Annotated in this window: 17 protein-coding genes and 1 riboswitch; of the genes, 15 read left to right on the top strand and 2 right to left on the bottom strand. The window is 45.7% G+C overall.

The features are described from left to right. Positions 1-27: 27 nt before the first annotated feature. Positions 28-234 carry a hypothetical protein gene (locus MHI44_RS04905; protein ID WP_004398812.1) on the bottom strand — a complete coding sequence of 69 codons (207 nt, stop codon included), beginning with the start codon at positions 232-234 and terminating at the stop codon, positions 28-30. A gap of 81 nt (positions 235-315) precedes the next feature. On the opposite strand from MHI44_RS04905, the gene pheS reads away from it, so the two are divergent. Together pheS and pheT are read left to right on the top strand one after the other, a co-directional pair. Then, entirely contained in the window at positions 316-1350 is a 1035-nt protein-coding gene (gene pheS / locus MHI44_RS04900; protein ID WP_181217322.1) for a phenylalanine--tRNA ligase subunit alpha, read from the top strand. Positions 1351-1365: 15 nt separating this feature from the next. Continuing rightward, the gene (pheT, locus tag MHI44_RS04895) at positions 1366-3780 is read left to right on the top strand and encodes a phenylalanine--tRNA ligase subunit beta (protein WP_181217321.1); all 2415 of its coding nucleotides are present in this window, start codon (positions 1366-1368) and stop codon (positions 3778-3780) included. A 35-nt stretch (positions 3781-3815) separates the two neighbouring features. Here the strand turns inward: pheT and rnhC are convergent, their stop codons facing one another. Next, positions 3816-4757, bottom strand: a complete 942-nt coding sequence (gene rnhC / locus MHI44_RS04890; RefSeq protein WP_003245949.1) for a ribonuclease HIII — start codon at positions 4755-4757, stop codon at positions 3816-3818. 133 nt (positions 4758-4890) lie between these two features. On the opposite strand from rnhC, the gene zapA reads away from it, so the two are divergent. The 13 genes from zapA (at position 4891) to uvrC (ending at position 19671) form a co-directional block, all read left to right on the top strand. After that, positions 4891-5148: a cell division protein ZapA gene (gene zapA, locus MHI44_RS04885; protein WP_003229534.1), complete on the top strand. Its 258-nt coding sequence runs from the start codon at positions 4891-4893 to the stop codon at positions 5146-5148. A gap of 6 nt (positions 5149-5154) precedes the next feature. After that, positions 5155-5688, top strand: coding sequence for a CvpA family protein (locus MHI44_RS04880; RefSeq protein WP_003229537.1), 534 nt, complete (start codon positions 5155-5157; stop codon positions 5686-5688). 73 nt (positions 5689-5761) lie between these two features. After that, positions 5762-7474 (top strand): DNA polymerase/3'-5' exonuclease PolX, encoded by a 1713-nt coding sequence (gene polX, locus MHI44_RS04875; protein WP_181217320.1) that lies wholly within the window; start codon positions 5762-5764, stop codon positions 7472-7474. Positions 7475-7494: 20 nt separating this feature from the next. Continuing rightward, positions 7495-9852, top strand: a complete 2358-nt coding sequence (locus MHI44_RS04870) for an endonuclease MutS2 (RefSeq protein ID WP_181217319.1) — start codon at positions 7495-7497, stop codon at positions 9850-9852. Positions 9853-9866: 14 nt separating this feature from the next. Further along, positions 9867-10271: a DUF350 domain-containing protein gene (locus MHI44_RS04865; RefSeq protein ID WP_003237674.1), complete on the top strand. Its 405-nt coding sequence runs from the start codon at positions 9867-9869 to the stop codon at positions 10269-10271. A gap of 188 nt (positions 10272-10459) precedes the next feature. Beyond that, positions 10460-12142, top strand: coding sequence for a long-chain-fatty-acid--CoA ligase LcfA (gene lcfA / locus MHI44_RS04860; protein WP_080529640.1), 1683 nt, complete (start codon positions 10460-10462; stop codon positions 12140-12142). A gap of 105 nt (positions 12143-12247) precedes the next feature. Continuing rightward, a complete protein-coding gene (gene fadR / locus MHI44_RS04855; protein ID WP_003229547.1) occupies positions 12248-12832 on the top strand; it encodes a fatty acid metabolism transcriptional regulator FadR in 585 nt (194 codons plus the stop codon). Between the two features lie 14 nt (positions 12833-12846). Continuing rightward, entirely contained in the window at positions 12847-13623 is a 777-nt protein-coding gene (locus MHI44_RS04850; RefSeq protein ID WP_003229549.1) for an enoyl-CoA hydratase, read from the top strand. A gap of 14 nt (positions 13624-13637) precedes the next feature. Further along, on the top strand, positions 13638-14411 hold the full coding sequence (etfB, locus tag MHI44_RS04845) for an electron transfer flavoprotein subunit beta (protein WP_004398765.1): 774 nt from the start codon (positions 13638-13640) through the stop codon (positions 14409-14411). A 35-nt stretch (positions 14412-14446) separates the two neighbouring features. Beyond that, positions 14447-15424 (top strand): electron transfer flavoprotein subunit alpha, encoded by a 978-nt coding sequence (gene etfA, locus MHI44_RS04840; protein ID WP_004398999.1) that lies wholly within the window; start codon positions 14447-14449, stop codon positions 15422-15424. Positions 15425-15638: 214 nt separating this feature from the next. Next, entirely contained in the window at positions 15639-17126 is a 1488-nt protein-coding gene (abfB, locus tag MHI44_RS04835) for an alpha-L-arabinofuranosidase AbfB (RefSeq protein WP_015251517.1), read from the top strand. A 322-nt stretch (positions 17127-17448) separates the two neighbouring features. Then, complete coding sequence (gene trxA, locus MHI44_RS04830; RefSeq protein WP_003222500.1) at positions 17449-17763, top strand: thioredoxin; 315 nt, start codon at positions 17449-17451, stop codon at positions 17761-17763. Between the two features lie 135 nt (positions 17764-17898). Next, positions 17899-19671, top strand: a complete 1773-nt coding sequence (gene uvrC, locus MHI44_RS04825; protein ID WP_339203006.1) for an excinuclease ABC subunit UvrC — start codon at positions 17899-17901, stop codon at positions 19669-19671. A gap of 64 nt (positions 19672-19735) precedes the next feature. Further along, positions 19736-19915, top strand: a riboswitch (Lysine riboswitch). Positions 19916-19954: the final 39 nt, after the last annotated feature.

The following is a 19954-nucleotide window of genomic DNA, read 5'->3' as shown; positions in this document are numbered from 1 at the left end:
ATATTTCAAAAACCGTGACAGAGGACCTCAATTTCTGATCAACTGCTTTCCAGGGAGAAAATGCCGCTGACTGAGAGCATTTTTAACGCAGCCGGAAATTGGCTTCACCTCTTGAGTTGTCGCCGGGACCGCGTACACTGCGCGTAAAGGTGAACCGGAATCTGATTCCGTTATGTCAATGAAGCTGACGACAGCATCAGTCTGTCTGAAATAAGGGTGGTACCGCGGCCACAACTCGTCCCTTGTACAAGGGACGGGTTTTTTTTATTTTCCAAAGACATATGACGGTTTGTTTACATAAAAGGAGGATGCAAAATGGAAGAAAAGCTAAAACAGCTGGAACAAGAAGCTTTAGAACAAGTAGAAGCGGCAAGCTCATTGAAGGTTGTCAATGATATTCGGGTGCAATATCTCGGAAAAAAAGGGCCGATTACAGAAGTGCTGCGCGGAATGGGCAAGCTTTCTGCTGAGGAACGTCCAAAAATGGGGGCGCTCGCGAACGAAGTAAGGGAGCGTATTGCCAATGCGATTGCTGACAAAAACGAGAAGCTTGAAGAAGAGGAAATGAAACAGAAGCTTGCAGGACAGACAATTGACGTCACGCTGCCGGGGAACCCTGTTGCAGTCGGCGGCCGCCATCCGCTCACTGTTGTCGTTGAAGAAATTGAAGATTTATTTATCGGTATGGGCTACACAGTCGAGGAAGGGCCAGAGGTTGAAACGGATTACTACAACTTCGAATCGCTCAATCTTCCGAAAGAACACCCTGCGCGCGATATGCAGGACAGCTTTTACATCACAGAGGAAACTTTGATGAGAACGCAAACTTCTCCTGTCCAAACACGGACGATGGAAAAGCATGAAGGCAAAGGTCCCGTTAAAATCATTTGCCCGGGTAAAGTATATCGCCGTGATAACGATGATGCGACGCACTCTCACCAATTTATGCAAATTGAAGGGCTTGTCGTTGACAAAAACATCAGCATGAGTGATTTAAAAGGAACGCTTGAACTCGTTGCGAAAAAAATGTTCGGGCAAGACCGCGAAATCAGACTCCGCCCAAGCTTCTTCCCGTTTACTGAGCCTTCAGTAGAAGTGGATGTGACATGCTTTAAATGTGGTGGAAACGGCTGCTCAGTATGTAAAGGAACAGGCTGGATTGAAATCCTCGGTGCCGGAATGGTTCACCCGAACGTGCTTAAAATGGCTGGCTTTGATCCGAAGGAATATCAGGGCTTCGCATTCGGAATGGGTGTTGAGCGCATCGCGATGCTGAAATACGGCATTGATGATATCCGCCACTTCTATACAAACGATGTCAGATTTATTTCGCAGTTTAAACAGGCGTAAGAGGAGGATGCAAGGATGTTTGTTTCTTATAAATGGTTAGAGGATTATGTTGATTTAAAAGGCATGGACCCGGCTGTTCTTGCTGAAAAAATTACAAGAGCCGGTATTGAGGTTGAAGGAATTGAATACAAAGGAGAAGGCATCAAAGGCGTTGTCATCGGCCATGTGCTGGAGCGCGAGCAGCACCCGAATGCTGATAAGCTGAATAAGTGCCTTGTGGATATCGGAGCTGAAGCCCCTGTACAAATCATTTGCGGCGCGCCGAATGTGGATAAAGGACAAAAAGTCGCAGTTGCAACAGTCGGAGCGGTGCTGCCGGGCAACTTCAAAATCAAAAAAGCCAAGCTTCGCGGTGAAGAATCAAATGGCATGATCTGTTCCTTACAGGAGCTTGGTATCGAAAGCAAACTTGTGGCGAAGGAGTATGCAGAAGGCATTTTCGTATTCCCGAATGACGCTGAAACAGGAAGCGATGCCTTAGCGGCTTTACAGCTTGACGATGCGATTCTTGAGCTGGGTTTAACGCCAAACCGCGCGGATGCCATGAACATGCTTGGTGTTGCTTACGAGGTTGCCGCGATTTTAGACACTGAGGTAAAGCTTCCGCAAACGGATTACCCGGCTGCTTCAGAACAAGCGTCTGATTACATTTCAGTCAAAATTGAAGATCAAGAAGCGAACCCGCTGTACACTGCAAAAATCATTAAAAATGTCACGATTGCTCCGTCACCGCTTTGGATGCAGACAAAGCTGATGAATGCAGGCATTCGTCCGCACAACAACGTCGTTGACATCACAAATTTTGTCCTGTTGGAATACGGACAGCCGCTTCATGCGTTTGATTATGACAGATTTGGCTCTAAGGAAGTCGTAGTAAGAAAAGCAGCTGAGAATGAAATGATCGTCACTCTTGATGATCAAGAACGTAAGCTGTCCGCCGATCACCTTGTTATTACAAACGGAATGAAAGCGCAGGCCGTTGCGGGTGTCATGGGAGGAGCAGAGTCAGAGGTTCAGGAAGATACGAAAACGATTTTGCTTGAGGCTGCGTATTTCAACGGGCAGACGGTTCGCAAGGCTTCCAAAGACCTTGGTTTGAGAAGTGAATCAAGCGTAAGATTTGAAAAAGGAATTGATCCGGCGCGCGTACGTCTTGCAGCAGAACGGGCTGCGCAGCTGATCCATCTGTATGCCGGCGGTGAGGTGCTTGCTGGAACAGTTGAGGAAGATCACCTGACAATCGAAGCAAATAACATTCACGTATCTGCTGACAAAGTGAACAGCGTTCTAGGCCTGACGATCAGTAAAGAAGAACTGATCAGCATTTATAAACGTCTCGGTTTTACGGTCGGTGAAGCGGGTGAACTTCTCGTTGTGACTGTCCCATCACGCCGCGGCGACATTACAATAGAAGAGGATTTAATCGAAGAAGCGGCAAGACTGTACGGCTACGATAACATTCCGTCTACGCTTCCTGAGACAGCGGGGACTACAGGCGGATTAACGGCATATCAGGCAAAACGCCGTAAAGTCAGACGCTTCCTTGAAGGCGCAGGCTTATCACAAGCCATCACTTACTCGTTGACAAACGAGAAGAAAGCGGCAGCGTTTGCGATTGAAAAATCACTGAACACTGTGCTTGCGCTTCCAATGAGTGAAGAAAGAAGCATTCTCAGACACAGTCTTGTTCCGAATCTGCTTGATTCTGTTTCTTACAACCTCGCGAGACAGACTGACTCAGTTGCACTGTACGAAGTCGGTTCCGTTTTCCTGACGAAGGAAGAGGACACAAAACCTGTTGAAATAGAACGCGTAGCAGGAGCTGTTACCGGATTATGGCGCAAACAGCTATGGCAGGGAGAAAAGAAACCAGTTGATTTCTTTGTTGTCAAAGGAATTGTGGAAGGGCTGTTAGACAAACTCAACGTCCTAGAAAGCATTGAATTTGTACAGTCTGAACGCAAACAGCTGCATCCGGGCAGAACAGCGAACATTTTATTGAATGGTTCTCTGATCGGCTTCATCGGCCAAGTCCATCCTTCATTGGAAAAAGAACTGGATATAAAGGAAACATACGTATTTGAGCTCGATCTTCATGCGTTGCTCGCAGCAGAAACAGCACCTCTTGTTTACACGGCGATTCCGAAATATCCGTCTGTGACACGTGATATTGCTCTTGTAACAGATAAAACCGTCACAAGCGGACAGCTCGAGAGCGTCATTAAAGAGGCCGGGGGCAAGCTTCTGAAAGAGGTAACCGTATTTGACGTATACGAAGGAGAGCATATGGAGGAAGGCAAGAAGTCAGTCGCTTTCTCACTCCAGTATGTCAATCCTGAACAAACACTGACTGAAGAAGAAGTGACAAAGGCGCACAGCAAAGTGCTGAAAGCGTTAGAAGACACATATCAAGCTGTTTTAAGAGGCTGATAAAAAAGCTTGCAGAGAAATCTGCAAGCTTTTTTCTATGAGCGTTTTTTATCAGCAAGGCGCTGCGCTTTTTGCGTATTGGCGAAATGGAGTTTTGTAAAGGTTCTGAGTGCAGATGCCCCTTTTTTGAGGATTAGCTTGGCGGCCGCTTCATCGACGTGCGGACCGGCGCCTTTTGGAAGCGTCATTCCTGCCGCGCGTGATAGTTTATCCATTTCCATTAAAAACGAATATCTTGCAATGATTGAAGCAGCGGCGACAGCCAGGTGAATACCTTCAGCTTTTGTGCTAAAATAGGTCCGCTCCTTCACAATGTCTCTGCCCTTTAAATGATTGAAGTAGACGCCTGGCTCAGCGAATTGGTCAATCAAAATGGCTTCAGGCTTTACTCCATCCAATTTTCTTAATAAATGGGTGATCGCCTGATTGTGCAGCAAAGCTTTCATTTTCCCTTGGCTCATGCCTTTTTCCTGCATGCTGTTATACTTTTCATTTTTTAAAACCAGCAGGCTATATGGAATGGTTTTGATCAGGTTTCGGGCAATCTCGATGATTTGCGGATCTTTTAAATCTTTAGAATCCTTAACACCGAGTTCCTTCATTAAAGGAAGCATGGTTTTGTCGACGTACGCACATACAACCGTCATTGGGCCAAAGTAATCTCCGGTTCCGACTTCGTCAGAACCGATAACAGACATTCCGGCGATATCTGCCGGAGGGGCATAGCGGGGATCAGCCGGCTTTTTGGCCGTTTTCTTCTTTTCCTGAGGCTCTGCTGTTCCCCAGCGCGCGGATTCTGCCGCAGCGTTTTTGCCTTGAAACAAGACCTTGCCTGATTGATATGCTGTAATGGTACAGCCGGGCGGTTTCGCCTGAAAAACGGCTCCCTGCGGAACAGAGGCTGTAAGCGAACCGCTGTACGTCATTTTCATTTGGTCAATAGCAGACAACGATACTTTTATCACTGAATGGGACACGTAATAATCTCCTTTTTTTACACTTTTCACTGTATATACCAGTGTATCATAACAGCGGGAGGCTCGTCTTTCCATTCATTTAATAAACGTGTTATGATAAGAACTAGGATTCTCGCGGAATGGAGGAGAAACGTTGTCTGACGGCAAAAAAACAAAAACAACCGTTGACATTTACGGCCAGCACTTCACGATTGTCGGTGAAGAAAGCAGAGCCCATATGAGGTATGTCGCCGGAATTGTTGATGATAAAATGAGAGAAATCAATGAAAAAAATCCATACCTTGATATAAATAAACTTGCAGTGCTGACAGCGGTAAATGTGGTGCACGATTATGTCAAATTACAAGAGAAATGTGAAAAACTGGAGCGTCAGCTTAAAGAAAAGGATTGAACAACTATGCTAGATATCATCATCTTAATCTTGCTCCTGATGGGGACTTTACTGGGGTTAAAACGCGGTTTTATCCTGCAGTTTATCCGCTTGACGAGCTTTATTTTATCAATTGCCTTTGCGGCTTTATTCTATAAAAACGTGGCACCGCATTTACATTGGATTCCCGCACCCGATTTTTCAGCGGGACAGCCGGCTCTTTCTTTTTTTACGGGGAATTTGGAAGCAGCGTACTATAATGCGATTGCGTTTATCGTTTTATTTATCATTGCTAAAATCTTACTGAGAATCATCGGCTCGTTCCTGAGTATTGTAGCCGGCATTCCGGTGATTAAACAAATCAACCAGATGCTGGGAGCCGTTCTCGGTTTTCTAGAAGTCTATTTATTTACATTTGTGCTGCTGTATGTCGCATCCGTTCTGCCGGTAGACGCGTTGCAGCAAATGATGGGGCAATCGTCTCTCGCAAATGTGATCATTAACCATACACCGTACTTGTCAGGGCTTTTACAAGAGCTGTGGACACAGTACGGGGCATAAAAAAACTTCTCTTGTCCGGAGAAGTTTTTTTCAAGTATGATGGAAACATATGTGAACGTCTGGGGGTTATGGTATGCATAAAAAAGATATTATCCGGCTGCTTGAAACCATAGCAGTCTATATGGAACTCAAAGGGGACAACCCGTTTAAAGTATCCGCCTTCCGAAAAGCGGCGGCAGCTCTGGAACAGGACGACCGAAGCTTATCAGAAATGGACGATATGATGTCGCTGTCCGGCATTGGAAAAGGAACGTACAGCGTCATTAAAGAGTATATAGATGAAGGAAAGTCAAGCACGCTCGAATCGCTTCAGAAAGAAGTGCCGGAAGGACTCGTGCCTTTATTGAAGCTGCCGGGGCTCGGCGGCAAAAAAATCGCAAAGCTGTATAAAGAGCTCGGCGTACACGATGCAGAATCTCTGAAGGAAGCCTGTGAGCAGCAAAAGGTCCAGGGTCTTGCGGGCTTCGGCAAAAAATCGGAAGAAAAAATATTACAGGCGCTCGGGGAAGCCGGAAAACAGCCTGAACGGTTCCCGATCGGCTACGCCCTCCGGATCGCGCGGGAAATTGAGGAGCATCTTTCTCAATTTACGCATATCATCAAATTTTCTCGTGCCGGAAGTCTCCGCAGAGCGCGGGAAACGGTGAAGGATCTGGATTATATCATTGCTACAGATCATCCGGCTGAAGTAAGAGAGCAGCTTCTTGAGCTGCCAAACATCAAAAGCGTGATCGCAAGCGGAGATACGAAGGTGTCCGTCATCCTTTCCTTTGAATATGAAACAAGCGTCGATTTCCGTCTTGTGACGGAAGAGCAGTTTCCGACAACACTCCATCATTTTACGGGATCAAAGGATCACAATATTAAGATGCGCCAAATCGCCAAAGAACGCGGCGAGCGGATCAGTGAATACGGCGTTGAGACAGTTGAAACCGGAGAGATCAAAACATTTCCGAGTGAACGTGAATTTTATGCGCACTTCGGCCTGCCGCTGATTCCGCCGGAAATTCGTGAAAGCGGACAGGAAGTGGAAACCTACAGCGACAGCATTGAACTGATAGAGCTCGGGCAAATCAAAGGTGATCTCCACATGCACTCAACGTGGAGCGATGGCGCATTTTCGATCAGAGAGATGGCTGAAGCCTGCATCAAAAAAGGCTATCAATACATGGCGATCACCGATCACTCACAATATTTAAAGGTCGCCAACGGGCTTACTGCAGAAAGACTTAAGCAGCAGGCAAAAGAAATTGACGCGCTGAATGCAGAGTTTGAAAACTTCCGTATTTTGAAAGGCGTTGAGATGGATATCCTGCCTGACGGTACGCTCGATTATGATGACGATGTGCTTGCGGAAATGGATATCGTTATTGCATCGATTCATTCCAGTTTTAATCAGCCGGAACACGTGATTTTGAAACGGCTTGAGACGGCACTGACAAACAAGCATGTTGACATTATCGCACACCCGACCGGGCGCCTTATCGGCAGACGGGCCGGTTACGAAATCGATATTGATCAGCTGATTGAGCTTGCGAGGAAAACAAATACGGCGCTTGAACTCAACGCCAACCCTGCGCGCCTTGATCTGCGCACAGAGCACTTAATGAAAGCAAACGAACAAGGGGTTACATTGGTGATTAATACTGATGCCCATAATATTGAGATGTTAGACGATATGAAAACTGGCGTTACTGCCGCGCGCAAAGGATGGACGGAAACGAAAAACGTTCTGAATGCCCGGTCGCTTAAAGACGTAGAGGCATTTCTGAAGCGCAACGATTAAGTAAGGAGGCTCACACAATCGTGCAGCAAAAAGTATTATCAGCTCTTGAATTTCATAAAGTGAAAGAACAGGTTATTGGGCATGCCGCTTCATCGCTCGGAAAAGAAATGCTTCTCGAGCTTAAGCCTTCTGCTTCTATAGACGAAATCAAAAAACAGCTGGATGAAGTAGACGAAGCTTCTGACATTATCCGGCTGAGAGGCCAAGCGCCATTTGGCGGCCTTGTAGATATCAGAGGAGCGTTAAGACGGGCGGAAATCGGCAGCGTTCTCAGTCCTTCTGAATTCACTGAAATCTCAGGCCTGCTTTATGCAGTTAAACAAATGAAACATTTTATCACCCAAATGGCTGAAGACGGTGTCGACATTCCGCTGATCCATCAGCATGCTGAACAGCTTATCACGCTGTCCGATTTAGAGCGGGACATTAATTCCTGCATCGATGATCACGGAGAAGTGCTTGATCATGCATCGGAAACATTAAGAGGAATCCGCACACAGCTCAGAACACTCGAATCAAGAGTCAGAGACCGGTTAGAGTCGTTGCTGCGTTCCTCTTCCGCATCGAAAATGCTGTCTGATACGATTGTTACGATTCGGAATGACCGCTTTGTGATCCCGGTCAAACAGGAGTACAGATCCAGCTATGGAGGAATTGTGCACGACACCTCATCCTCTGGTGCGACACTATTCATTGAACCGCAGGCGATTGTAGATATGAACAATTCCCTTCAGCAGGCGAAAGTGAAAGAAAAGCAAGAAATTGAACGGATTTTGCGTGTGCTGACAGAGAAAACGGCAGAGTATACAGAGGAGCTATTTCTAGATTTGCAAGTGCTGCAGACGCTTGACTTTATTTTTGCAAAAGCTAGATATGCAAAAGCGGTTAAAGCGACAAAACCGATTATGAACGACACCGGCTTTATCCGTTTGAAAAAAGCCCGCCATCCATTGCTTCCGCCTGATCAGGTTGTTGCCAATGACATCGAGCTTGGCCGCGATTTTTCAACCATTGTCATCACAGGGCCAAACACCGGGGGGAAAACAGTCACCCTTAAAACGTTAGGCCTGCTAACCTTAATGGCGCAGTCAGGTCTTCATATCCCGGCAGATGAAGGGTCAGAAGCGGCAGTATTTGAGCACGTATTCGCTGATATCGGTGATGAACAGTCGATTGAGCAAAGTTTAAGTACGTTCTCATCCCATATGGTGAATATTGTCGGCATTTTAGAACAGGTCAATGAAAACAGCCTTGTGCTTTTCGATGAACTTGGTGCAGGGACAGATCCGCAGGAGGGGGCGGCCCTCGCCATGAGCATCTTGGATGACGTGCATCGCACCAATGCACGAGTGTTAGCTACGACGCATTATCCGGAATTGAAGGCGTACGGCTATAACAGAGAAGGCGTCATGAATGCCAGCGTTGAATTTGACATCGAAACGCTGTCACCGACCTATAAACTTTTAATTGGTGTGCCGGGTCGAAGCAATGCTTTCGAAATTTCAAAACGCCTCGGGCTTCCGGACCATATCATCGGGCAGGCGAAGTCAGAAATGACGGCCGAGCATAACGAAGTCGATACGATGATTGCGTCGCTGGAACAAAGCAAAAAACGTGCGGAAGAAGAGCTTTCTGAGACAGAATCAATCAGAAAAGAAGCGGAAAAACTGCATAAAGAGCTGCAGCAGCAAATCATCGAGCTTAACAGCAAAAAAGACAAAATGCTTGAAGAGGCAGAACAGCAGGCTGCTGAAAAAGTAAAAGCGGCAATGAAAGAAGCCGAGGACATTATTCATGAATTGCGCTCCATAAAAGAAGAACACAAATCCTTCAAGGATCACGAGCTGATTAACGCGAAGAAACGGTTAGAAGGCGCTATGCCGGCTTTTGAAAAGTCCAAGAAACCGGAGAAGCCGAAAGCGCAAAAACGCGACTTTAAGCCTGGCGACGAGGTGAAAGTCCTCACTTTCGGGCAAAAAGGAACATTGCTCGAAAAAACAGGCGGCAATGAATGGAATGTCCAAATCGGTATTTTAAAGATGAAAGTAAAAGAAAAAGATCTGGAGTTTATCAAATCAGCTCCGGAGCCAAAAAAAGAAAAAATCATTACAGCGGTCAAGGGAAAGGACTATCACGTATCGCTTGAACTTGATCTCCGCGGCGAACGCTATGAAAATGCCCTAAGCCGGGTTGAAAAATACTTGGATGATGCGGTGTTAGCCGGATATCCAAGAGTGTCAATCATCCACGGAAAAGGAACCGGCGCTTTAAGAAAAGGCGTACAGGATCTTCTGAAAAACCACCGCAGCGTCAAAAGTTCCCGTTTCGGTGAAGCAGGTGAGGGAGGATCAGGCGTTACGGTTGTTGAACTAAAATAAAAGGGAGTATGGCCATGAGTGATTTTTGGGAAAACGAGCTTGTGGAAATCGCGGCATATTACAGTGTCGCGGTTCTCTGCCTCGTCCTCTTTTTGACTGTGTTTGAGCTGGTGACGGCTTATAAAAACTGGGAAGAGATTCAAAAAGGAAATCTTGCGGTGGCAATGGCGACCGGCGGAAAAATTTTGGGGATCGCAAACGTATTTCAGCATTCCATCTCCCAGCATAATTCGCTGCTGCAAATGATCGGCTGGGGCGTTTACGGGTTTGTTATGCTTCTGATCAGCTACTTTATTTTTGAGTTTTTGACTCCGCGGTTTAAAATTGATCAGGAAATCGAAAATGATAACCGGGCTGTCGGCTTTATTTCATTTGTCATTTCTGTCGGGCTTTCATTTGTGGTGGCAGCCGGAATATAAGGGGACGGAGAATAAATGGAAAAGCTTGCGAAAATACTGCTCGCCGCGGCGGGAATCTTTTTGTTAATTGGTCTTATATATCTGTTCATATAATGAGAAAAAGAAAGATTTACCTTTCTTTTTCTTTTTTTTGCCGTCCATCTGCTATAATGATAAGGTGGATCTCTAAAATCGAAAGGGGAGGTTTTATGCAGTCTCAAAAGCCGTGGCTTGCCGAGTATCCCAACGATATCCCGCATGAGCTTCCGTTGCCGAATAAAACCCTGCAATCCATCCTGACAGACTCCGCCGCACGATTCCCTGATAAAACCGCAATATCGTTTTATGGAAAAAAACTCACCTTTCATGACATTCTGACGGATGCTCTTAAACTTGCAGCTTTTTTGCAGTGCAATGGCCTGCAAAAAGGAGACAGAGTGGCTGTTATGCTGCCCAATTGCCCGCAAACAGTGATTTCTTATTATGGCGTCTTGTTTGCCGGTGGCATCGTGGTGCAGACGAATCCGCTTTATACCGAGCATGAGCTTGAATACCAGCTTAGAGATGCTCAGGTAAGTGTAATCATCACCTTAGATTTGCTTTTCCCGAAGGCAATAAAAATGAAAACGTTATCAATAGTCGACCAGATTTTGATAACCAGCGTAAAAGACTATTTGCCTTTTCCGAAGAATATTCTTTACCCGCTGACGCAAAAACAAAAAGTGCATATCGACTTTGACAAAACAGCTAACATTCATACGTTCGCTTCCAGTATGAAGCAGGAAAAAACTGAACTCCTGACAATCCCGAAGATCGATCCTGAGCATGATATCGCTGTCCTCCAGTATACCGGAGGAACAACCGGAGCTCCAAAAGGGGTCATGCTCACGCACCAAAATATTTTGGCAAATACTGAAATGTGCGCCGCTTGGATGTATGACGTGAAAGAAGGCGCTGAAAAAGTGCTGGGCATCGTCCCATTTTTTCATGTCTACGGACTGACGGCAGTCATGAACTATTCGATTAAACTAGGCTTCGAAATGATTCTTCTTCCTAAGTTTGATCCGCTCGAAACACTGAAAATCATCGACAAACACAAACCGACGCTCTTTCCTGGCGCACCGACAATTTACATTGGCCTTTTGCATCACCCCGAATTGCAGCATTATGATCTGTCATCCATTAAAAGCTGTCTTAGCGGATCAGCCGCGCTCCCCGTGGAGGTAAAGCAGAAATTTGAAAAGGTGACTGGCGGAAAGCTTGTGGAAGGCTATGGTTTGTCTGAGGCATCCCCAGTGACGCACGCCAACTTTATCTGGGGAAAAAACAAGCCGGGCAGTATCGGCTGTCCTTGGCCGAGTACGGACGCTGCGATCTATTCTGAAGAGACGGGTGAGCTTGCCGCTCCGTATGAGCATGGAGAAATCATTGTAAAAGGTCCGCAAGTCATGAAAGGATACTGGAATAAACCAGAGGAAACCGCCGCAGTGCTGAGAGATGGCTGGCTGTTCACCGGGGACATGGGCTATATGGATGAAGAAGGCTTTTTCTATATTGCTGACAGGAAGAAGGATATCATCATTGCCGGCGGTTACAATATTTACCCGCGTGAGGTAGAAGAAGCGCTTTATGAACATGAAGCCATCCAGGAAATTGTTGTTGCAGGCGTTCCCGATTCCTACAGGGGAGAAACAGTAAAAGCATTTGTCGTATTAAAGAAAGGCGCAAAAGCCGATGCAGAAGAACTGGATGCCTTTGCGAGATCTCGACTAGCTCCCTATAAGGTGCCCAAAGCCTATGAGTTCAGAAAAGAGCTGCCGAAAACGGCGGTGGGAAAAATTTTAAGAAGGCGTTTACTTGAAGAAGAAACCGAAAATCATCATATCAAATAAAAAAAAGAGAACGTCTATGAATAAACTTGACAAACCTGAAAATCCTTCTTATCATGAAATTATGAATGAATAGTCATTCATTTCTATAGGAAGGAACGATGAACATTGAAGCAAAAACGGCCAAAGTATATGCAGATTATTGATGCAGCAGTAGAAGTCATTGCAGAAAACGGCTACCACCAGTCACAGGTATCCAAAATTGCTAAACAAGCCGGAGTAGCGGACGGCACCATCTATCTCTATTTTAAAAACAAAGAAGATATTTTAATTTCTCTTTTCAAAGAAAAAATGGGTCAATTTATTGAGCGGATGGAAGAGGACATTAAAGAAAAAGCAACAGCGAAAGAGAAATTGGCGCTTGTGATTTCAAAGCATTTTTCCCTTTTAGCGGGTGACCATAATCTCGCGATTGTCACGCAGCTTGAGCTCCGCCAATCCAACTTGGAGCTGCGCCAAAAAATCAACGAAATATTAAAAGGCTACTTAAATATTTTGGATGGCATTTTGACGGAAGGTATACAATCAGGCGAAATAAAAGAAGGCCTCGATGTCCGCCTCGCCCGGCAGATGATTTTTGGAACGATTGACGAAACTGTGACAACTTGGGTGATGAATGACCAAAAGTACGATCTCGTTGCGCTTTCAAACAGCGTTTTAGAATTATTGGTATCCGGAATTCACAATAAGTAAAGGAGTTCTGTCCTATGAATGCAATTTCACTTGCGGTTGATCAATTTGTGGCAGTCTTGACGATTCACAATCCGCCGGCAAACGCGCTTTCAAGCCGGATATTAGAAGAGCTGTCTTCCTGTCTTGATCAATGTGAGACAGATGCAGGCGTACGAAGCATTATCATTCACGGCGAGGGAAGATTTTTCTCAGCCGGCGCTGATATTAAAGAATTTACATCGCTTAAAGGCAATGAGGATTCCTCATTGCTCGCTGAGCGCGGCCAGCAGTTAATGGAGAGAATCGAAAGTTTTCCAAAACCGATTATCGCAGCGATTCACGGCGCTGCTCTCGGAGGCGGGCTGGAGCTTGCAATGGCCTGTCACATCAGAATCGCGGCAGAAGATGCTAAGCTGGGGCTCCCGGAGCTTAATCTCGGTATCATTCCAGGTTTTGCGGGGACACAGCGCCTTCCGAGATATGTCGGTACAGCCAAAGCACTGGAGCTCATCGGATCAGGAGAACCGATATCCGGAAAAGAAGCGCTTGATCTCGGACTTGTCTCAATTGGAGCGAAAGATGAGGCAGAAGTGATTGAAAAAGCAAAAGCACTTGCCGCTAAGTTTGCAGAGAAAAGCCCGCAAACGCTGGCATCTTTGCTTGAGCTTCTTTATTCCAACAAGGTGTATTCCTATGAAGGCAGCTTAAAGCTTGAAGCAAAGCGATTTGGGGAAGCATTTGAGTCAGAGGACGCCAAGGAAGGCATCCAGGCATTTCTCGAAAAAAGAAAGCCTCAGTTCAAAGGCGAATAAAAGGGGATATGATCATGAATCTATTTGTACTGATGAAACGGACGTTTGACACAGAAGAAAAAATCGTCATTGAAACAGGAAAGATTCAGGATGACGGAGCGGAATGGATCATTAATCCATATGATGAGTACGCGATAGAAGAAGCCATCCAGCTGAAGGAAAAGCATGGCGGCACGATCACCGCTGTCACGGTCGGCGGTGAAGAAGCGGAGAAAGAATTGCGTACGGCGCTTGCCATGGGTTGTGACCAAGCTGTTTTAATCAACATAGAAGATGATCTTGATGAACCCGACCAATATTCCATTTCTCAAGTTTTATACCACTATATGAAGGATCAGGAGTTTGATTTGATTCTCGGCGGAAATGTTGCCATTGACGGAGGATCAGGACAAGTGGCGCCTCGGCTTGCCGAGCTACTGGACATTCCGTGTATCACTACGATCACCAAACTCGAAATCAACGGCACTGATGCAGAAGCAGAAAGGGACGTCGAAGGGGATGTTGAAAAAATCAAAACGACGCTCCCATTGCTTGTCACAGCTCAGCAGGGCTTAAACGAGCCGCGCTATCCATCGCTTCCGGGAATTATGAAGGCTAAGAAAAAGCCGCTTGAAGAGCTTGAACTTGATGATCTTGATCTGGACGAAGAGGATGCTGAACCAAAGCTGAAAACCATTGAACGTTTTCTGCCGCCGAAAAAAGAAGCCGGGAAGCTTCTCCAAGGTGAGCCTGCTGAACAGGCAAAAGAGCTTGTTTCATTGCTCCGCAGCGAAGCTAAAGTCATTTAAAGCTTGGACATTCAAAGAAACAGGGGGATGTTAGAATGGGAAAAAAAGTGATCGTGCTTGGAGAAATACGCGATGGGGAATTGCGAAATGTCACCTTTGAAGCAATAGCTGCAGGAAGAACCATTTCAGGAGATGGGGAAGTCATCGGTGTTCTCATCGGTGAAAATGTACAAAGCATTGCACAAGAGCTTATTCATTACGGAGCAGATAAAGTTCTTACCGCTGAGGACCCGAAGCTAAAAACATACACGGCAGACGGGTACAGCCAGGTCATGAGAGGTGTTATCGAGCAAGAAAATCCTGATTCAGTCATCTTCGGGCATACGGCAATGGGCAAGGATCTTTCACCGAAGCTTGCTGCCCGGCTGCAAACAGGCTTAATTTCTGATGCTATAGATGTAAGCGTTACCGGAGGGAATGTTGTGTTCACACGGCCGATTTACTCGGGGAAAGCTTTTGAACGCGTCATTTCAACCGATCCGATGATCTTTGCAACAATTCGCCCCAATAACATTCAAGCTTCAGAAAAAGACACCAGCAGATCGGGGAGCATCGAAAGCATTGATGTTTCTCTTACTGACCTCCGCACTGTTATCCAAGAGGTCGTGAAAAAAACGGCGGACGGTGTTGATCTCTCCGAAGCGAAAATTATCGTTGCGGGCGGCCGAGGAGTCAAAAGCAAGGAGGGATTTCAGCCTCTGCAGGAGCTTGCAGAGGTGCTAGGGGCCGCAGTCGGGGCTTCTCGCGGGGCATGTGACGCTGATTATTGCGATTACGCTCTTCAAATCGGGCAGACGGGGAAAGTCGTCACTCCGGATTTGTACATTGCATGCGGCATTTCCGGTGCCATCCAGCATTTGGCCGGCATGTCAAACAGCAAGGTGATCGTCGCCATCAATAAAGATCCCGAAGCCGATATCTTTAAAATAGCGGATTACGGCATCGTCGGTGATTTATTTGAAGTTGTCCCGTTATTAACTGAGGAATTCAAACAGTTGAATATACACTCATAAAGGAAATCCCGGACTTTAAAAGTCCGGGTTTTTATATTTGTAAATACATACGTACAAATATAAATGAGATAGAAAATGTCGTTGACATGTACGAACATATATAATATGGTTACTTTAAAAGCGCTTACATTCATGCTGACTCCTCAGGCAAAAGACAGATCACATATTTGACTGTGGTGCTTTTCATATCCGTATGAAAGGAATGATCAGAGGCATGTCTGAACATCAAGCAGTGATTCAAACAGATATCGTAAAAGGAACCATTAACAAAAATATATACGGTCATTTTGCTGAGCATTTAGGAAGAGGGATTTATGAGGGGATCTGGGTCGGAACGGACTCAGACATCCCCAATATCAACGGGATACGAAAGGACGTGCTGGAGGCGCTCAAACAGCTGCACATTCCTGTCCTCAGGTGGCCGGGCGGGTGTTTTGCGGACGAATACCATTGGGCAAACGGTGTCGGTGACCGTAAGACAATGCTGAACACTCACTGGGGCGGTACAATTGAATCAAATGAATTCGGAACGCATGAATTTATGATGCTTTGCGAGCTGCTTGAATGTGAGCCATATATTTGCGGCAATGTCGGAAGCGGAACCGTTCAGGAAATGGCGGAGTGGATTGAGTATATGACATTTGAAGAAGGCACGCCGATGTCAGACTGGAGAAAACAAAATGGAAGAGAAGAGCCTTGGAATCTGAAATATTTCGGCGTGGGTAATGAAAACTGGGGCTGCGGCGGCAACATGCATCCCGAATACTACGCAGATCTGTACCGGCGTTTTCAGACTTATGTCCGCAATTACAGCGGGAATGAAATTTATAAAATTGCAGGCGGAGCAAATGTGGATGATTTTAATTGGACGGACGTGCTTATGAAAAAAGCCGCTGGCCTGATGGACGGGTTGAGTCTTCATTATTACACGATTCCGGGGGATTTCTGGAAGGGCAAAGGATCAGCCACAGAATTCACGGAAGATGAGTGGTTTATTACGATGAAAAAAGCCAAATACATCGATGAATTGATTCAAAAACACGGCACGATTATGGACCGGTACGATCCGGAGCAGCGGGTCGGGCTGATTATTGATGAATGGGGCACTTGGTTTGATCCCGAGCCAGGCACGAATCCCGGTTTCTTATATCAGCAAAACACCATTCGTGATGCACTGGTGGCGGCTTCTCATTTCCACATTTTCCATCAGCATTGCCGCCGGGTGCAAATGGCCAACATCGCCCAAACAGTAAACGTTCTACAAGCGATGATTTTGACTGAGGGCGAGCGGATGCTTTTGACACCGACGTACCATGTATTCAATATGTTTAAGGTGCACCAGGACGCTTCTCTTTTAGCAACAGAGACAATGTCTGCCGACTATGAATGGAAGGGTGAAACGCTTCCGCAAATCAGCATTTCAGCGTCGAAACAAGCTGAAGGTGATATCAATATCACTATTTGCAACATCGATCACCAAAACAAAGCGGAGGCGGAAATCGAGCTGAGAGGCCTACACAAGGCAGCGGACCATTCCGGAGTCATTCTTACGGCAGAAAAAATGAATGCGCATAACACGTTTGACGATCCTCATCATGTCAAACCGGAATCCTTCAGACAATACACGCTCAGCAAAAACAAACTGAAAGTAAAACTCCCGCCAATGTCAGTCGTCTTACTTACGCTGCGTGCTGATTCTTAATCGCGCAAGAGCGCCGGAGCTTCATGCCGGCGCTCTTTTTCAGGTTTTAAAACAGCTCCGGCAGGGCATGGTAAAGTACATGACAGTGAAGAGGAGATGTGATCTTATGCTTCGTACCATTTTAATGATTATTGGGGCAATTGTAGTGATCGGGGCCATTATCAGATTTGTGTTTTAAAAAAAGAGCATATCCCATTCAACCATATAAAAATGAGTAAACCGGCTGTGAACAGGAAAAAATAATTTGTAAGCATTAAAATAGCGTGAACGAATGGGAGATGCTATACTAAAAATCATCATTTCACATTGGAGGAATTCAATAATGGCTATCGTAAAAGCAACTGATCAATCTTTCTCAGCTGAAACAAGCGAAGGCGTCGTACTGGCAGACTTCTGGGCTCCTTGGTGCGGACCTTGTAAAATGATTGCACCTGTTCTTGAAGAATTGGATCAAGAAATGGGAGACAAACTGAAAATCGTAAAAATCGATGTAGACGAAAACCAAGAAACTGCCGGAAAATACGGCGTTATGAGCATCCCGACTCTTCTTGTGTTAAAAGACGGCGAAGTAGTTGAAACTTCAGTCGGCTTCAAACCAAAAGAAGCGCTTCAAGAGCTTGTAAACAAACATCTTTAATTTTCCGCTGCTTACATGCCAGAGCGATTCCGATTGAGGGATCGCTTTTTTTATTCGCCAATTGTGAACCATAGAGAAAAACAAACGTTCGTGTTAAACTGGAAATAAAGGATTAAACATAAGGAAGGGTAACATATGAACAAACAACTGAAAGAAAAACTCGCCCTCCTTCCTGATCAACCGGGTTGTTATCTCATGAAGGACCGGCAGCAGACTGTGATCTACGTAGGGAAAGCAAAAGTGCTGAAAAACAGAGTGCGCTCCTACTTCACCGGTTCTCACGACGCGAAAACCCAAAGGCTTGTGACGGAAATCGAGGATTTTGAATATATTGTGACGTCCTCCAATCTTGAAGCGCTTATTTTAGAAATGAATCTGATCAAAAAGCATGATCCGAAATACAACGTCATGCTCAAAGACGACAAAACCTATCCTTTCATAAAACTCACCCATGAACGCCACCCAAGGCTGATTGTCACCCGCAATGTCAAAAAAGACAAAGGGCGCTATTTCGGGCCGTATCCGAATGTACAGGCAGCAAGGGAAACAAAAAAACTGCTCGACCGTCTGTATCCTCTCAGAAAATGCTCCAAGCTCCCGGACAGAGTGTGCCTTTACTATCATCTGGGCCAATGCCTCGCTCCGTGCGTAAAGGATATTTCCGAAGAGACGAACAGAGAGCTGGTTGAAAGCATTACACGTTTCTTAAGGGGCGGCTATAATGAGGTCAAAAAAGAGCTTGAAGAGAAAATGCATGAAGCTGCTGAGAATCTTGAGTTTGAACGAGCAAAAGAGCTTCGTGACCAAATTGCCCATATTGAATCAACGATGGAAAAACAAAAAATGACGATGAACGATCTAGTCGACCGTGATGTATTCGCGTATGCGTACGATAAGGGCTGGATGTGCGTGCAGGTCTTTTTCATCCGCCAAGGGAAGCTCATTGAACGCGATGTCAGCATGTTCCCGCTTTATCAGGAAGCAGATGAAGAGTTCCTCACGTTCATCGGGCAGTTCTATTCAAAAAACAACCACTTCCTTCCGAAGGAGATTTTAGTTCCGGACAGCGTAGATCAATCCATGATCGAGCAGCTGCTGGAAACAAACGTTCACCAGCCGAAGAAAGGCCCGAAAAAAGAACTGCTCATGCTTGCCCATAAAAATGCGAAAATCGCATTGAAAGAAAAATTCTCTTTAATCGAACGGGATGAGGAGCGTTCAATCGGGGCAGTGCAGAAACTAGGTGAGGCATTAAATATTTATACGCCGCACAGAATTGAAGCGTTTGACAACTCAAACATACAGGGGACAAACCCGGTTTCCGCGATGATTGTGTTTATCGATGGCAAACCATACAAAAAGGAATACCGCAAATATAAAATCAAAACTGTTAGAGGGCCGGATGATTACGGTTCTATGAGAGAGGTTGTCAGAAGACGCTATACGAGAGTGCTTCGTGAGAATCTGCCGCTGCCCGATCTGATTATCATTGACGGAGGAAAAGGGCAGATCAACGCAGCAAGGGATGTCATTGAAAATGAACTCGGCTTGGATATCCCGATCGCCGGTTTAGCGAAAGATGAAAAACACAGAACCTCAAATTTACTGATCGGTGAGCCGCTGGAGGTAGTGTATCTGGAACGAAACAGCCAGGAATTTTACCTCCTGCAGCGCATTCAGGACGAGGTGCACCGTTTTGCAATCAGTTTTCACAGGCAAATCCGCGGAAAAAGCGCGTTTCAATCCGTTTTGGACGACATCCCGGGTATCGGAGAGAAAAGAAAGAAAATGCTGTTAAAGCATTTCGGTTCCGTTAAAAAAATGAAGGAAGCAAGCCTTGAGGACATCAAAAAAGCCGGTGTTCCCATAGCGGCGGCTCAGCTCCTTTACGACAAATTGCAAAAATAATGTTGTCCTTTTAAATAAGATCTGATAAAATGTGAACTAATTTCATAGTTAGATCGTGTTATATGGTGAAGATAGAGGTGCGAACTTCAAGAGTATGCCTTTGGAGAAAGATGGATTCTGTGAAAAAGGCTGAAAGGGGAGCGTCGCCGAAGCAAATAAAACCCCATCGGTATTATTTGCTGGCCGTGCATTGAATAAATGTAAGGCTGTCAAGAAATCATTTTCTTGGAGGGCTATCTCGTTGTTCATAATCATTTATGATGATTAATTGATAAGCAATGAG

The organism is Bacillus sp. FSL K6-1366 (assembly GCF_037976695.1).
In the GTDB taxonomy this organism is placed as follows: domain Bacteria; phylum Bacillota; class Bacilli; order Bacillales; family Bacillaceae; genus Bacillus; species Bacillus subtilis.
This window is presented reverse-complemented; position numbering and strand designations above follow the sequence as displayed.

What these genes read in the sequence shown, in the direction of transcription:
- pheS (WP_181217322.1), top strand. Translation starts at nt 316, where the DNA reads ATGGAAGAAAAGCTAAAACAGCTGGAACAAGAAGCTTTAGAACAAGTA.
- pheT (WP_181217321.1), top strand. Translation starts at nt 1,366, where the DNA reads ATGTTTGTTTCTTATAAATGGTTAGAGGATTATGTTGATTTAAAAGGC.
- MHI44_RS04880 (WP_003229537.1), top strand. Translation starts at nt 5,155, where the DNA reads ATGCTAGATATCATCATCTTAATCTTGCTCCTGATGGGGACTTTACTG.
- polX (WP_181217320.1), top strand. Translation starts at nt 5,762, where the DNA reads ATGCATAAAAAAGATATTATCCGGCTGCTTGAAACCATAGCAGTCTAT.
- MHI44_RS04865 (WP_003237674.1), top strand. Translation starts at nt 9,867, where the DNA reads ATGAGTGATTTTTGGGAAAACGAGCTTGTGGAAATCGCGGCATATTAC.
- lcfA (WP_080529640.1), top strand. Translation starts at nt 10,460, where the DNA reads ATGCAGTCTCAAAAGCCGTGGCTTGCCGAGTATCCCAACGATATCCCG.
- MHI44_RS04850 (WP_003229549.1), top strand. Translation starts at nt 12,847, where the DNA reads ATGAATGCAATTTCACTTGCGGTTGATCAATTTGTGGCAGTCTTGACG.
- etfB (WP_004398765.1), top strand. Translation starts at nt 13,638, where the DNA reads ATGAATCTATTTGTACTGATGAAACGGACGTTTGACACAGAAGAAAAA.
- etfA (WP_004398999.1), top strand. Translation starts at nt 14,447, where the DNA reads ATGGGAAAAAAAGTGATCGTGCTTGGAGAAATACGCGATGGGGAATTG.
- abfB (WP_015251517.1), top strand. Translation starts at nt 15,639, where the DNA reads ATGTCTGAACATCAAGCAGTGATTCAAACAGATATCGTAAAAGGAACC.
- trxA (WP_003222500.1), top strand. Translation starts at nt 17,449, where the DNA reads ATGGCTATCGTAAAAGCAACTGATCAATCTTTCTCAGCTGAAACAAGC.
- uvrC (WP_339203006.1), top strand. Translation starts at nt 17,899, where the DNA reads ATGAACAAACAACTGAAAGAAAAACTCGCCCTCCTTCCTGATCAACCG.